At 63.1% G+C, this 13,199-nt stretch carries 12 protein-coding genes; 3 read left to right on the forward strand and 9 right to left on the reverse strand.

The window, feature by feature from the left end; translation table 11 throughout:
* Window positions 1-10: 10 nt before the first annotated feature.
* From yghU to ACPZMI_RS22700, 7 genes are all read right to left on the reverse strand, one after another.
* On the reverse strand, window positions 11-850 hold the full coding sequence (gene yghU, locus ACPZMI_RS22670) for a glutathione-dependent disulfide-bond oxidoreductase (RefSeq protein WP_426353123.1): 840 nt from the start codon (window positions 848-850) through the stop codon (window positions 11-13).
* Between the two features lie 169 nt (window positions 851-1,019).
* Window positions 1,020-2,222 carry an NAD(P)/FAD-dependent oxidoreductase gene (locus tag ACPZMI_RS22675; protein WP_426353124.1) on the reverse strand — a complete coding sequence of 401 codons (1,203 nt, stop codon included), beginning with the start codon at window positions 2,220-2,222 and terminating at the stop codon, window positions 1,020-1,022.
* Window positions 2,223-2,454: 232 nt separating this feature from the next.
* Window positions 2,455-3,510: a GlxA family transcriptional regulator gene (locus ACPZMI_RS22680; RefSeq protein ID WP_426353125.1), complete on the reverse strand. Its 1,056-nt coding sequence runs from the start codon at window positions 3,508-3,510 to the stop codon at window positions 2,455-2,457.
* A 314-nt stretch (window positions 3,511-3,824) separates the two neighbouring features.
* Window positions 3,825-4,973 carry an ABC transporter ATP-binding protein gene (locus tag ACPZMI_RS22685; RefSeq protein ID WP_186710552.1) on the reverse strand — a complete coding sequence of 383 codons (1,149 nt, stop codon included), beginning with the start codon at window positions 4,971-4,973 and terminating at the stop codon, window positions 3,825-3,827.
* 18 nt (window positions 4,974-4,991) lie between these two features.
* Window positions 4,992-5,801, reverse strand: coding sequence for an ABC transporter permease (locus tag ACPZMI_RS22690; RefSeq protein WP_186664240.1), 810 nt, complete (start codon window positions 5,799-5,801; stop codon window positions 4,992-4,994).
* A 6-nt stretch (window positions 5,802-5,807) separates the two neighbouring features.
* On the reverse strand, window positions 5,808-6,725 hold the full coding sequence (locus tag ACPZMI_RS22695; protein ID WP_426353126.1) for an ABC transporter permease: 918 nt from the start codon (window positions 6,723-6,725) through the stop codon (window positions 5,808-5,810).
* Window positions 6,722-7,747 carry an ABC transporter substrate-binding protein gene (locus ACPZMI_RS22700; RefSeq protein ID WP_186664244.1) on the reverse strand — a complete coding sequence of 342 codons (1,026 nt, stop codon included), beginning with the start codon at window positions 7,745-7,747 and terminating at the stop codon, window positions 6,722-6,724. Before ACPZMI_RS22700 ends, ACPZMI_RS22695 begins: the two co-directional genes overlap by 4 nt.
* 324 nt (window positions 7,748-8,071) lie before the next feature.
* Here ACPZMI_RS22700 and ACPZMI_RS22705 point away from each other — a divergent pair, with 324 nt between their 5' ends.
* On the forward strand, window positions 8,072-9,199 hold the full coding sequence (locus ACPZMI_RS22705; RefSeq protein ID WP_426353127.1) for a PAAR domain-containing protein: 1,128 nt from the start codon (window positions 8,072-8,074) through the stop codon (window positions 9,197-9,199).
* A 264-nt stretch (window positions 9,200-9,463) separates the two neighbouring features.
* On the forward strand, window positions 9,464-9,853 hold the full coding sequence (locus ACPZMI_RS22710) for a hypothetical protein (RefSeq protein WP_186664248.1): 390 nt from the start codon (window positions 9,464-9,466) through the stop codon (window positions 9,851-9,853).
* 49 nt (window positions 9,854-9,902) lie between these two features.
* On the opposite strand, the gene ribBA is transcribed toward ACPZMI_RS22710, so the two are convergent.
* Window positions 9,903-11,015 (reverse strand): bifunctional 3,4-dihydroxy-2-butanone-4-phosphate synthase/GTP cyclohydrolase II, encoded by a 1,113-nt coding sequence (ribBA, locus tag ACPZMI_RS22715; protein WP_186664250.1) that lies wholly within the window; start codon window positions 11,013-11,015, stop codon window positions 9,903-9,905.
* 77 nt (window positions 11,016-11,092) lie between these two features.
* Between ribBA and ACPZMI_RS22720 the strand changes: the two genes are divergently transcribed.
* Entirely contained in the window at window positions 11,093-11,386 is a 294-nt protein-coding gene (locus ACPZMI_RS22720) for a DUF1330 domain-containing protein (protein WP_186664252.1), read from the forward strand.
* A gap of 66 nt (window positions 11,387-11,452) precedes the next feature.
* Here the strand turns inward: ACPZMI_RS22720 and ACPZMI_RS22725 are convergent, their stop codons facing one another.
* On the reverse strand, window positions 11,453-12,865 hold the full coding sequence (locus ACPZMI_RS22725; RefSeq protein ID WP_186664254.1) for a purine-cytosine permease family protein: 1,413 nt from the start codon (window positions 12,863-12,865) through the stop codon (window positions 11,453-11,455).
* Between the last annotated feature and the right edge of the window lie 334 nt (window positions 12,866-13,199).

Genomic DNA, 13,199 nt, shown 5'->3' on the forward strand with positions numbered 1-13,199 from the left:
GACGTCGAGCTCAATCCAGGTCGGCCGCTGAATGCCGCTCCGGCACCTGGCTGGCCTCATCGCCCCAGGTGCGGTTGACCCGCGTGCCGCGCTGCACGGCCGGGCGCTGGGCGATCTCTTCGGCCCAGCGCTGCACGTGCGGATATTCGTCCACCGCCAGGAATTCGGCCGCGCCGTACAGGTTGCCGCGCACCAGCTGCCCGTACCACGGCCATACGGCGATGTCGGCGATGCTGTACTCGTCGCCACCCAGGTAACGGCTCACCCCCAGGCGTCGCTCGAGCACGTCGAGCTGACGCTTGGCTTCCATGGTGAAGCGGTTGATGGCGTACTCGATCTTCTCCGGCGCATACACATAGAAGTGGCCGAAACCACCGCCCAGGTAAGGCGCCGAGCCCATCTGCCAGAACAGCCAGTTCAGGCTTTCGACGCGGGCGGCTGGGTCTTTCGGCAGGAAGGCACCGAACTTTTCCGCCAGGTGTAGCAGGATCGAACCGGACTCGAACACCCGCACTGGCGGTTCGACACTGCGGTCGAGCAGGGCCGGGATCTTGGAATTCGGATTGACCTCGACGAAGCCGCTGGAGAACTGGTCGCCATCACCAATGCGGATCAGCCAGGCGTCGTATTCAGCGCCGCTGTGCCCCAGGGCCAGCAGCTCTTCGAGCAGGACCGTGACCTTGACGCCGTTGGGCGTGGCCAGCGAGTAGAGTTGCAGGGGATGCTTGCCGACGGGCAGGTTCTTGTCGTGGGTGGGGCCGGCGATCGGGCGGTTGATGCTGGCGAACTGGCCGCTGGCTGCGGCGTCGTTTTTCCAGACCTTCGGTGGGACGTAGGGGCTGCTGCTCATCCGATTAAATCTCCTGATGGTCTTCGATCCCATTGCGATCGCCTGATGCGATCAGGGTGCGATTGGCCAAGACTAGGGCAGGAGAAGTGGTCAAGGGAAGTGAAGTATTGCGCAGGGGTTATAACCGCTGCGCGTCTGCCAGCGGCTTGCAGACGCGCAGCGGGCTGCATCAGGCCACAGGGATCAAGGGGTCGGCTGCGGCGAGGGCGGCCGCGCGTTCGGCCGCAGGTGGGTAGATCCAGATGCTGTTGATCTGGCTCTTGAGTGCCTTGGCCTCGTGCTTGTCTTCCGGCGGGCTGACCTTGCGGTCCCAGCCTTCGGTGTACACCGCGCCCCACGCACCGAGGTCCAGGCAGGTCACGTACTTGGGCTGGCTGTAGGTCATCGGCGCCACGCCGATCAACTCGGCGGCGGCGTTGTTGCCGGCGTAGCGCCCCAGCGGGATGGCGTGCTGGCACGACATCACCGCGAAATTGCCCACCTCGTCGCAGGCGGTATAGGCGACGTCACCTGCCGCGTAGACCGCCGCATTACCCTTGACCTTGAGGGTGCCGTCCACATGCAGACGGCCCTGAAGGTCGTGCTCGCCGCTGACCTGTGCGGTAAGTGGGTTGGCCACGAAGCCGACGGTCCAGATCACGGTATTTGCCTCGATGCGCTGCCCGTTGTCCAGCGTGACGCCGGCGGCGTCCACTGCGGTTACTGATGCGCCGCAGATCCACTCCACGCCCAACGCTTGCGATGCCTGGACGATCGCCGGGCTGATGCCATCGCCCAGCGCAGCACCGATTCGTGCACCGCGATCGACCACGACCACGCGATGCTTGACCTGGTCGCCGAGGATCTTGCGCAGCCGTGCGGGCAGTTCGGTGGCCGTCTCTATACCGGTAAAGCCTCCACCGGCAACCACCACGGTATTGCGCGCCGGTGTATCGGGTTGGGCAGGCAACGACTTGAGATGCTCTTCCAGGCGTGTGGCGCTGTCGATCTTGTCGACATCGAAGACCCGCTCGATACCCGCAAGCGCCGGACGATTGAGGATGCTGCCGCACGCCATGATCAGCCGGTCGTAGGCCAGGGTCGCCTCGCTGCCATCTGCGCTGCGATAGCCGACGCGCTGGCCTGCCTCGTCGATGTGGTGGGCCGTGCCTTGTACGAAGCGCACCTTTACTGCGTCGAACAGCGCCTGCAACGGGGCAGCCATCTGGTGAACGTCAGACTCGTAGAAGCGTGGGCGGATGTGCAGCTCGGCCTGTGGTGCGAGCACCGTGATCTGGACGTCGTCGCGTCCTTGCAGGTCGAGCTGACGCGCAGCGCCCAGGGCGCTCCAGAGGCCGGCAAAGCCTGCGCCGAGGATCAGGATCTGTTTCATCGTTGTGCTCCTGGAAAATTCCGGATACCGCAAATTATGGGTGTTGTCGGAAACGGGCACGGCACGCGATGACGCAGGAAGAGTCGCTCGAACGGCTGGCGGCGCAGTGCGGTTCGCCTGACTGGCCGAAGTCGATGATAAGGCTTCCCGTCGGCGCACGGCCGTGGCCCGACAGGCGTAGCCGCAAGGCTCGATCTGTCACGGCGATGCTACGTGCGCTGCCGGGCAGGCCCTAGGTCAAAGATCCCTGGATTTCGGCCAGGGGCACGCTACGTGCGAAACGGGCGCGATAGTCGCGCGGGCTGACCTGCAGGTGGCGCTGAAACGCCAGGCGCAGCCTTTCTTCGTTACCGAAGCCGCACAGGCGGGCGATCTGCTCGATCCGCTGCGCCGAGTTCTCCAGCAGGCGGCGCGCGGCTTCCACGCGAAACAGCTCGAGGGTCTTGGCGGGAGTTCGCCCGGTCTTCTGCTTGTACACCCGGGTGAAGTTGCGCAGGCTCATGTTCGCCTGCTCCGCCAGGCGTTCGACGCTCAGGCGCGGGTCGCCCAGGTTGTCGTTGAGCCATAGGTGCAAGGCTTCGAAGGCGCCGCTGTCTTCGCCCTGGACCTTGAGCAGTTGGCTGAACTGGGTCTGGCCACCGGGCCGCTTGAGGAACACCACCAGTTCCCGTGCCACCTGCATGGCGACCTCTCGGCCACAGTCGGCCTCGACCAGGGCCAGTGCCAGGTCGATGCCAGCGCTGACGCCGGCCGAGGTCCACACATGCTCCTGTTCGACGAAGATCGACTCGGCATCGACCTGCACCTCAGGGAACAGCCGCTGCAGGTCGTCGCACATCGCCCAGTGGGTGGCGGCACGACGCCCCTGCAGTAAACCGGCTGCGGCGAGCAGGAAGGTGCCGCTGCACACTGATGCAGTGCGTCGTGCCTTGTGGCTGGCGTGTCGCAGGGCTTCGATCAACTCGCCCTGGTCGGGTAGCAGCCCGATCATCAGCGGAGCACCGGGCACTACCAGCGTGTCCAACGCTTGATCGAGCAGGACTTGCAGGCATTCGCTGGCCACCGCCAGGCCCTCGGCTGTGGTGATCAGTCCGCCGCCAAGACTTGCCGTACGCACTTCATAGCCTGGCAGTCCTCGCTCGTTGCGGGCCTTGGTCGCCGCCCAGAACACGGTCTGTGCGCCCGTCAGGTCAAGCAGGCCCATTTGCGGGTAGGCCAGGAACAGCACCCGACGCGGCAGGTCGTGGCAGACGTGGGGGGTATCCGGGAAGCTGGCGGGATGGGTCATGGGCATGTCGACGCAGGAAGGACGTCTACATGGTACTGCACCGCGGGTGAGGCCGCGGTGCCGAGCTGCCGGGTGGCGTGCCTTGCAGGTTCAGCACCAGCCGTGCGCTGCGGATCGCTCATCAGTGAGTAGGCATTGCTGAACTGGCGCCCGTCGGCACCTTGCATCTGCACGATGACGTGGCTGCCACCGCTGGAGGCCGGCAGTTCTTTGCCGAGCGGTATCGGTTGCCGGGGTGATGGCGCAGGTTGGTGTCGCTCTCTTCGCGAGCAAGCTCGCTCCTACAGAGAGCGGGCTTGCTGCGAAGAGGCCTGTCAGTGTGCGCCGGCAGCCTTGCTCAGGTCACTCTCGGCCCACTCGGTGTACACGCAGGCATCGGCCACCGCCCAGCGTACCTTGACCGTATCGCCCGGCTGCATCGGCATGCCCGCCGCCGACAGCGCCTTGACCGTCATTTCTGTACCCCCTGCCGTCACCACTTGGCAGGTCTGGCTTTCGCCAAGGAACAAGACTTCGCCGACCTTGGCGTTCACCTCGTTCCAGCCAGCGGGCAGCGGCTCGCGGGTCGCCTGCTCGGTGCTCAGCGCCAGGGCCTTTTCCGGGCGGACCATGATCAGTGCATCCTGGCCCGCGGCCAGCCCTGAGGTCAGGCGAATGGCCAGCGACTGGCCCTCGAACGCCGCCGCGCCATGGCTGCTGGCCGTGACCCGCAGGAAGTTGGAGTTACCCAGGAACGAGGCGACGAAGGCGTTGGGTGGGTTCTGGTAGAGGTCGTAACCGCTGCCCAGGCCGACGATCTTGCCGTGGCTGAAGATAGCGATGCGCTGGGACAGGCGCATCGCTTCTTCCTGGTCATGAGTGACGTAGACGATGGTGATGCCCAGGCGCCGGTGCAACTGGCGCAACTCGTCCTGCAGATCTTCGCGCAGCTTTTTGTCCAGGGCACCGAGGGGCTCGTCCATCAGCAGGATGCGCGGCTCGTACACCAGCGCCCGGGCGATCGCCACGCGCTGTTGCTGGCCGCCGGAGAGCTGGGCCGGGCGCCGGTGTGCGAAGGTTTCCAGTTGCACCAGCTTGAGCATGGCGTCGACGCGCTTGGCGATCTCGGCGCTGCCCAGCTTGCGGATGGCCAGTGGGAAGGCGATGTTGTCGCGCACGCTCAGGTGCGGGAACAGCGAGTAGCGTTGGAACACCATGCCGATGTCGCGCTTGTGCGGCGGCACGTTCACCAGCGAGCGGCCTTCGACCAGAATCTCGCCGCTGCTGGGGGTCTCGAAGCCGGCCAGCATCGACAGGGTGGTGGACTTGCCCGAGCCGCTGGAGCCGAGGAAGGTGAGGAATTCGCCGTCCTGAATGTCCAGGCTGATGTTGTCGACCGCGGCGAAGTCGCCGTAGTGCTTGTTCAGGTTGCGCAGGGTGACCAGGGTCTTGCCGTGCGCGGCTTCTTTGATGACTGCACTCATTATTGTTGTCTCCGGCACTCAGGCGTTGGTTTCGTTGCGACGGCGCAGGGCGCTGGCGATGAACATGACCAGGATCGACAGGCCGATCAGCAGCGTCGAGGCCACGGCGATCACCGGGCTCAGGTCCTGGCGCAGGGTGGTCCACATCTTCACCGGCAGGGTCTGCAGGTCGGGGCTGGCCATCATCACGCTGAGCACCACCTCATCCCACGAGACCAGGAAGGCGAACAGGCCGCCGGCGATCATGCCCGGGCGGATGGCCGGGAAAGTCACCTTGACGATCGCCTGCAGCCGCGAAGCGCCGCAGATCACCGCAGCATCCTCGATCGATTGGTCGAACAGCTTCAGCGAGTTGATGATCGAGATGATGGTAAAGGGCAGGGCGACGATCACGTGGCTGACCACGAAGGCGAACAGCGTGCCGGTGTAGCCCAGCTTCAGGAACAGCGCGTAGACCGCGACCGCGATGATCACCAGGGGCACGATCATCGGCATGGTGAACAGGCCGTAGAGCAGCTCGCGTCCGGGAAAGCGCCCGCGTACCAGGGCGAAGGCGGTCGGCAGGCCCAGGGCCACGGCGGCGAAGGTGGTCAGTACGGCAACCTTGAGGCTGGCCAGCGCGGCGTCCATCCACTCGGGGTTGGAGAAGAACTGGTCGTACCATTTGAAGGTCCAGCCGGGAGGCGGGAACACCAGCCACTGAGAGGAGCCGAACGACAGCAGGACGATGAACACCACCGGCAGCAGCAGGAAGGCGGCGATGATCCCGGTGGTCAGGTACAGGCCCGTGCGCAGCGGGCGACCCATGGCGTTGGGGGACAGGAGCATGAAGAATTACCTCGCATTGCCGACCGGGGATTCCGGCTGCAGCTTCAGGTACAGGTAGAAGAGCACCAGGGTTATGACCATCAGCAATGCCGCGGCGGCGCTGGCCAGGCCCCAGTTCAGGAACGACTGCACCTGCTGGATGATGAACTCGGGCAGCATCATGTTCTGCGCACCGCCCAGCAATGCCGGGGTGACGTAGTAACCGAGCGACATCACGAACACCATCAGCGCACCCGAGAACAAGCCTGAGCGGCACAACGGGATGAACACCTTCCAGAAGTTGGTCCAAGGGCTGGCGCCGCAGATCGAGCCGGCCTGCAGCACCATCGGGTCGATGGCCTGCATGGTCGCCTGCAGTGGCAGCACGATGAACGGGATCATGATGTAGCTCATGCCGATCACCACGCCCGTGAGGTTGTGCACCATCTCCAGCGGCGCATCGATGATGCCCAGCGCCATCAGCAGCTTGTTGATCACCCCCGAACCCTGCAGCAGCACCAGCCAGGAGTAGGTGCGGGCCAGCAGGCTGGTCCACATCGACAGCAGCACGATGTTCAGCAGCCAGCGACCCCAGCCGCGAGGCACCAGGGTGATCGCCCAGGCCAGCGGAAAGCCCAGCAACACGCTGATCACGGTCACCAGGCCCGCCACCGAGAAGGTGTTGAACAGCACTCGGGCGTAGGCTGAGTTGGCGAACAGTTGCTCGTAGTTGCCCAGCCCTGGCACCGGCTCCAGTACCCCGCGCAGCAGCAGGCCGATCAATGGCGCGAAGAAGAACAGGCCGAGGAACAGCAAGGCCGGCAGCAGGTTGCGGCTGCCACGCCAGCGCTGGCTCAGCGGCGGTCGGCGCACCGCCGCGCGTGGGGCGCCGGTGCCGGGGTCGGCACCTTGAGCGTTGTGCAGGGCGTTGATGGCGACTTTCATTTGACCAACCACTCATTCCAGCGCGCGGCGATTGCCTGGCCGTTCTTGGCCCAGTAGGCGAAGTCGAGGGTCACCTGGTCCTGGGCATAGGCGGTTGGCAGGTTGGGTGCGAGTTTCTTGTCGAGTTCGGCCACGCTGTCGAGGTTGACCGGGGCGTAGGCGGTAAGGTTGGCGAAGTCGGCCTGGCCCTTGGCGCTGCTGGCGTTGGCCAGGAACTTCATGGCCGCGTCCTTGTTCTTGGCGCCTTTGGGGATGACCAGGAAGTCGGCCATGACCAGATTCTGCTTCCAGCTCACGCCCACCGGGGCGCCGTCCTGCTGCAGGGCATAGACGCGGCCGTTCCAGAACTGCCCGAGTGCTGCTTCACCAGAGGCCAGCAACTGTTGCGACTGGGCACCGCCGCCCCACCAGACGATGTCTTTCTTGATGGTGTCGAGTTTCTTGAAGGCGCGGTCCAGGTCCAGCGGGTAGAGCTTGTCGGCAGGCACGCCGTCGGCGAGCAGGGCCAGCTCGAGCACGCCGGGGCTCGGCCACTTGTACAGCGCGCGCTTGCCGGGGTAGGTCTTGGTGTCGAACAGCGCGCTCCAGTCGACCGGCTTGTTGGCTCCGAGCTTGCCCTCGTTGTAGCCGAGCACGAAGGAGAAGAAGAACGAGCCGACGCCATGGTCGGAGACGAAGCGCGGGTCGATGCGATCACGCTGGATGGTGGAGAAGTCGAGGGGTTCGAGCAGGCCTTCGCTGGCGGCACGCAGGGCGAAGTCGGCTTCGACATCGACCACATCCCATTGCACGTTGCCGCTTTCGACCATGGCCTTGAGCTTGCCGTAGTCGGTCGGGCCATCCTGTACGACCTTGATGTTGCTGCTCTTGCTGAAGGGGTCGGCCCATGCCTGTTTCTGGGCGTCCTGGGTGGTGCCGCCCCAACTGACGAAGTTGAGGCTGTCGGCGGCCTGGGTGGCCTGGCAGGCCAGGGCTAGCAGGCTTGCGGACAGCACAGCGGTGACTCGTTTGCTCAACAGCATGGTTACGCCCTCGTTGCTTTTGTTATTCGAGGCGGGGCTTTTGTCGCGCCCGCCAACTGTGTTCGGGAGCAGCTATTTCAGGTGGTTCGTGGCCGTTGTGTGATTGTAGGTGTGGCCGGCAGATTTAAGGTCTACGGGATATCATATTATGGTATTCCAAGCTTTTGGCAAGCGTTCGGTGTTACCGGCGATCACCTGCGACATTGCAGGGCGCGCTGAATCGTCATTTCTCGCTGTAGGAGATGTCTATTTCGTGCCTGCTAAGGAAGTAGATCTCTTTGCGCCTGTTAGGTTTGCGCATTCCTCAAGCAACGGAGTCTGCGCATGCTTCGCGTCAATCTGAATGGCAAAGGTCAAGCGCTGGACGGCGACATGACCTCCACCGGCGCTGTGTGTATCGCAAGTGGTATCAACTATCAGGCGAACGATCGCGCCGTGCTGCGGCAGGGTGACAGCACTACGCCATGCCCTGTGTGTGGTGAGGTCGGCACCGTTGTCGAAGGCGTACCGTGGTTTGTGTCCTACGGTCGCCCTGTGGCCGTGGACGGGGCGTTGGTCGCTTGTGGATGCCCCAGTGGCAGCAATCGCGTGGTGGCTCCTCTAGACCATGGAGTGGCGGCAGGTCGTGCGAGGCTGACCTCGGGTGCTTTTAAGGCAAGCAACTCACCATCGCCTGCACCGGCTGCGGCTTCAATGAAATCGAACCTCTACGCAGGCCAGGGGGCTCAGTTCTCTGCACTGGAGCCTGGCTTCTACATCGTGCCGCGCAGCATGTCCGGCCCTCAGGTGCTGGCCCGACTGCTGTCGCAAGACTCAACGCTCCCCATCGCTCGGCTACAGCGGCTGAACCCTACCTTCGAACACGGCTTCAAGGCGGGTGAGATCTTTGTTGTCGGTAACCCTGACAATCTCCAGGCGTGCACTCACGAAGAGGCGCTACTGATGCAGGCTGCCGAACGCGCGCGTGGGGCCTTGGCGACTCTCAGCGAGGCAGAAGCCAACTTCATGATGGAACACATCGGGGAGATTGCCGGAGTTTTGAGTGGAGCAAGCAGTTCCATGGGGGTGGGCAAGGACATGCTTGATCAGGGCTTGGGACGTGTCAAGGACACGCTCAAGGGCATCGAAGCATTGCACCAGCGGCAGTTCATACTGCATGGCCATTTGCACAGCCCCGAGTTCTTCACTTCACGCCAAGCCTTGTATAAGCAGCTCAGTGCGCAATTGAGCAGCTCGTTCCTGCACAAACGATTGAACCTGGGGGGCTACGAGACGTTGCGCCGGGACCTGGGTATTTCGCCGAAGAGCTTGGTGCATCACTGGAAAAAGGCCGGAGGGCCGGGGCAGATACCGGGATATGCAACGCACTTGGATGAAGTGGCGAAAACAGCGCGATATTTGAAGTATGGGGGTATGTGGCGATTGGACTGTGTGCGACAGCTTCGTATCTGAAGGTGCAAGAGGCTTGTCGGTCTGGAGAGACCGATGAGTGTCGCAAGGTGCGCTTTACCGAAACGGGCGCTTTTAGCGGGAGTCTAGTAGCAGGTTTTGGTGGCGGTATCGCTGCGGGCAAGGTGGCTAACTTGGTCTGCCATTTTGGGGTGTGGGGAAAAGCAGTTTGCGGTATCGCGTTGGTAGGGGCGGGTTCCGTTGGTGCCGCAGAATGGGGTGGGCGTTACGGAGAGTATTGGGGGGAGTTGCTCTACGAGGTCTCAGATGATTGATGCCAGCAGTTGGTCGGCTAATTGCAAATTGGTATTCATAGGTGCGCCCTTTGCAATTATGTTGCTGGGGATTTTGATGGTGCTTCATATTTCTGCATCTCGTCACTTCGTCGTGATGTGTCGTGCTTTTGGAAGAAGCTCGGGGATAGATGCGGAAATCAAAGTTTGGGGAGTGACCTCGCTTTGGTCGCGAATGCTCATAGTGGCTGCCATGAGCTCAGCGCTAACGTGTCCTTCGATTGGTATTCGGCGTGGAACGCTGGATCCTCTTGATGTAAAGAGTTTTCCGTATTGCTTGAAGCGCCGTATACAGATTGCAACGTTATGCATTTTCCTCGGGCTGCTTTGGTTGATGGGGTTATCTGTTTTTCGCTTCAAATAACGCACGCCCGCGGCAGCGGGCGTTTCAGTTTTCACGAATTGATAGCGAATCAGATCGCTTCGAAGGGAATACTCTGCACCACCTCCAGCTCATACCCCGCCAACCCCGCGTACTTGAGCGGTGGGCCAAGATGGCGCAGCTTGCCCACGCCCAAGTCCTGCAGGATCTGGGCGCCGGTGCCCACCTCCGAATACACCTTCGACTGTCCGCGCTGGTAGGGGCGCTGCGGCTGGGTGAGTTGTGGCACGCGTTCGAGCAGGGCCTGGGACGATTCGTGGTTGGCAAGGACCACCACCACCCCGGCGCCCTCCGCCGCGACCCGCTCCAGCGCCGCCCACAGCGTCCAGTTGGCAGGGCCTGCGTATTCGGCGCCGACCAGGTCGCGCAGCGGATCGATGACATGCACGCGCACCAACGTCGGCTGCTCGCGGCGGATGTCGCCCATCACCATCGCCATGTGTACGCCACCTTCGATACGGTCTTCAAAGGTCACCAGGCGGAAGGTGCCGTGTACCGTTGGCAGCTCACGCTCGCCGATGCGCCTTACCGTCTGTTCGGTGCTCAGGCGATAGTGGATGAGGTCGGCAATGGTGCCGATCTTGATACCGTGGCGCTCGGCGAACAGTTCCAGGTCCGGGCGGCGGGCCATGGTGCCGTCGTCGTTGAGCACTTCGACGATCACCGAGGCCGGTGCGAAGCCTGCCAGGCGTGCCAGGTCGCAACCGGCTTCGGTGTGTCCGGCGCGGGTCAGTACGCCGCCTTCGCGGGCGCGCAGGGGGAAGATATGGCCAGGCTGGACCAGGTGCTCGGGGCGGGCATCCGCGGCCATGGCGGCGGCCACGGTCCGCGCGCGGTCGGCGGCAGAGATGCCGGTAGTGACACCGCTGGCGGCCTCGATCGATACGGTGAAGGCCGTGCTGAACACGCTGCCGTTGGTCGGCACCATCTGTTCGAGGCCCAGGCGTTGGCAGTGTTCGTCGGTCAGGGTCAGACAGATCAGGCCGCGTGCTTCGCGGGCCATGAAGTTGATGGCATGCGCGTCACAGCGCTCGGCGGCGATTAGCAGGTCGCCTTCGTTCTCCCGGTCTTCGTCGTCCACCAGCAGCACCATCTTGCCCTGGCGGTAGTCTTCGAGAAGGTCTTCGATGCTGTTGAAAGCCATGCTGCACGCTCACTGTGGTCAGGTAATTTTTATGGTATACCATAATACATAAATAGCCCTGTACAGGAGATCGACGGATGAAGGCTTACTGGATCGCCCATGTGGACGTCACTGACCCGGAGCAGTACCAGCAGTACACCCAGCGAGCGCCAGCGGCGTTCGTGGCATTCGGCGGGCGCTTTCTGGCCCGGGGAGGCAGGAGCGAGGCGATGGAAGGGCGGGCGACGCCGCAGCGCAACGTGGTGATCGAGTTCGACTCGTATGAGCAGGCGCTGGCCTGCTATCGGTCGGATCTGTATCAGGAGGCGTGCCGCTATCGGCAGGGGGTGGCCAAGGCCGAGGTGATTATCGTCGAAGGGTTCGAGCCGTAGAGGTGTTCCGATTCATCCGCGAAAAAACCAGCTTGCCCTGCACAAGTGCAGGGCAAGCGCGTTGCATCAATGTCCGGCAGCGAGCTTGGCGCCCATCTGACGGCGACGGTAGACGCTGTCACGGCTGGCCAGCCACCAGTACAGCGGTGTGGTCACCGCCAGCCCGACCAGCCACGACAGGTCGGCACCATTGATGTGTTCCGATACCGGGCCTACGTACAGCGGCGTGTTCATGAAGGGAATCTGCACCACGATCCCGACGGCGTAGGCGATCAGCGCCTGCGGGTTGTAACGCCCATAGATCCCGCCGTCGACCTTGAAGATCGACTGGATGTCGTACTCGCCCTTGTGGATGGCATAGAAGTCGATCAGGTTGATCGCGGTCCACGGCACCAGCACGACCAGCAGCACCAAGACCATGTCGACGAAGTGACCGATGAAGTCGGACGAGGCGAAGACTGCCACCACGCTGCACGCGGCCAGCACGATCAGCGAAAGTACGGCGCGGGTCTTCGCGGTCGGGATCCAGCGATAGGCGAAGGTTTGCACCAGGGTGATGATCGACAGTACCGCACCATACAGGTTGAGCGCGTTGTGGCTGATCACACTGAGCAGGAACAGCACCAGCATCAGCGGGCCAATGGCGCCGGTGGCCAGCTTTACGGCGTCCATGGTGTCCATCCCGGCGGGGATCGCCAGCACGGCGACTGCGCCGAAGATGAACGACAGGCTCGAACCCAGGGCTGAGCCCAGGTAGGTGGTCCAGAAGGTCGACGACACTTTCACATCGGCCGGCAGGTAGCGCGAGTAGTCCGACACGTAAGGGGCGAAGGCGATCTGCCACAGCGCTGCCAACGACACAGTGGCCAGCCAGCCGGAGATGTTGAAGTTGCCACGGGTCAGGAAGTCATCGCTCTGCACGTGGGTGAAGATATAGCCAAAGCCCACCACGATGCCGATGCCCAGCACCCAGGTGCCGATGCGGTTGAGCACATGGATGAAGCGGTAGCCGATGATGCCAATGATCCCCGAACCCAGGGCGCCGATGACGATGCCCACTGGCACGGGCACGCTGTCGACCACACCGTGCAGCGATTTGCCCGCCAGCACGATGTTGGAGGCGAAGAAGCCGATGTACATCACCCCTGCGATCACCACCACCAGCAGCGCGCCGAGGGTGCCGAACTGGGCGCGGCTCTGGATCATCTGCGGGATGCCCATCTGCGGGCCCTGGGCCGAGTGCAGGGCCATCAGCACACCACCGACCAGATGACCGACCAGGATGGCGACGATGCCCCAGATCAGGTTCAGGTGGAACAACTGCACGCCCAGGGCGCCGGTGACGATGGGCAGCGGCGCGATGTTGCCGCCGAACCACAGGGTGAACAAGTCCTTTACCTTTCCATGGCGGTCTTCGGGGGGCACGTATCCGATCGTGTGTTTTTCTATGAGAGGTGCCGATGTGGCTGCGCTGGTCATGACGGACTCCAAGGCAAGGATGGGCACTTCAAAGGTGCCCGGATGCGCGTCGGCAAAAGGCGACGCTTTCTTGTTGGAAGCGATCATGGGGCGTGGGCGCAGATGGATAAATTAGTAAATATGTGCTCATGAACGTTAAAAAAACTAAGTTCGCGAATGGGGCACGGTAGACCGTCGCAAAGGCTGTGCCACTGGGCTCCAGCACGCATGGGACGGGGTAGGCAGGGGGAGGTTGCGGCGCTTTTGCACCAAAAGAGTGCCTGTGGTGCGCTGGTGGGGCGGGTCAGGAAAAATCGGGTAGGGCGTCCGGGGCGCTGGAGAGCGCCCCGGAGTC

Source organism: Pseudomonas wayambapalatensis (assembly GCF_049942315.1).
Lineage (GTDB): Bacteria > Pseudomonadota > Gammaproteobacteria > Pseudomonadales > Pseudomonadaceae > Aquipseudomonas > Aquipseudomonas wayambapalatensis.

Coding starts and splice junctions, on each gene's coding strand:
- ACPZMI_RS22705 (WP_426353127.1), top strand. CDS start 8,072: ATGCTTCGCGTCAATCTGAATGGCAAAGGTCAAGCGCTGGACGGCGAC.
- ACPZMI_RS22700 (WP_186664244.1), bottom strand. CDS start 7,747: ATGCTGTTGAGCAAACGAGTCACCGCTGTGCTGTCCGCAAGCCTGCTA.
- ACPZMI_RS22695 (WP_426353126.1), bottom strand. CDS start 6,725: ATGAAAGTCGCCATCAACGCCCTGCACAACGCTCAAGGTGCCGACCCC.
- ribBA (WP_186664250.1), bottom strand. CDS start 11,015: ATGGCTTTCAACAGCATCGAAGACCTTCTCGAAGACTACCGCCAGGGC.
- ACPZMI_RS22720 (WP_186664252.1), top strand. CDS start 11,093: ATGAAGGCTTACTGGATCGCCCATGTGGACGTCACTGACCCGGAGCAG.
- ACPZMI_RS22675 (WP_426353124.1), bottom strand. CDS start 2,222: ATGAAACAGATCCTGATCCTCGGCGCAGGCTTTGCCGGCCTCTGGAGC.
- ACPZMI_RS22725 (WP_186664254.1), bottom strand. CDS start 12,865: ATGACCAGCGCAGCCACATCGGCACCTCTCATAGAAAAACACACGATC.
- yghU (WP_426353123.1), bottom strand. CDS start 850: ATGAGCAGCAGCCCCTACGTCCCACCGAAGGTCTGGAAAAACGACGCC.
- ACPZMI_RS22680 (WP_426353125.1), bottom strand. CDS start 3,510: ATGACCCATCCCGCCAGCTTCCCGGATACCCCCCACGTCTGCCACGAC.
- ACPZMI_RS22690 (WP_186664240.1), bottom strand. CDS start 5,801: ATGCTCCTGTCCCCCAACGCCATGGGTCGCCCGCTGCGCACGGGCCTG.
- ACPZMI_RS22685 (WP_186710552.1), bottom strand. CDS start 4,973: ATGAGTGCAGTCATCAAAGAAGCCGCGCACGGCAAGACCCTGGTCACC.
- ACPZMI_RS22710 (WP_186664248.1), top strand. CDS start 9,464: ATGATTGATGCCAGCAGTTGGTCGGCTAATTGCAAATTGGTATTCATA.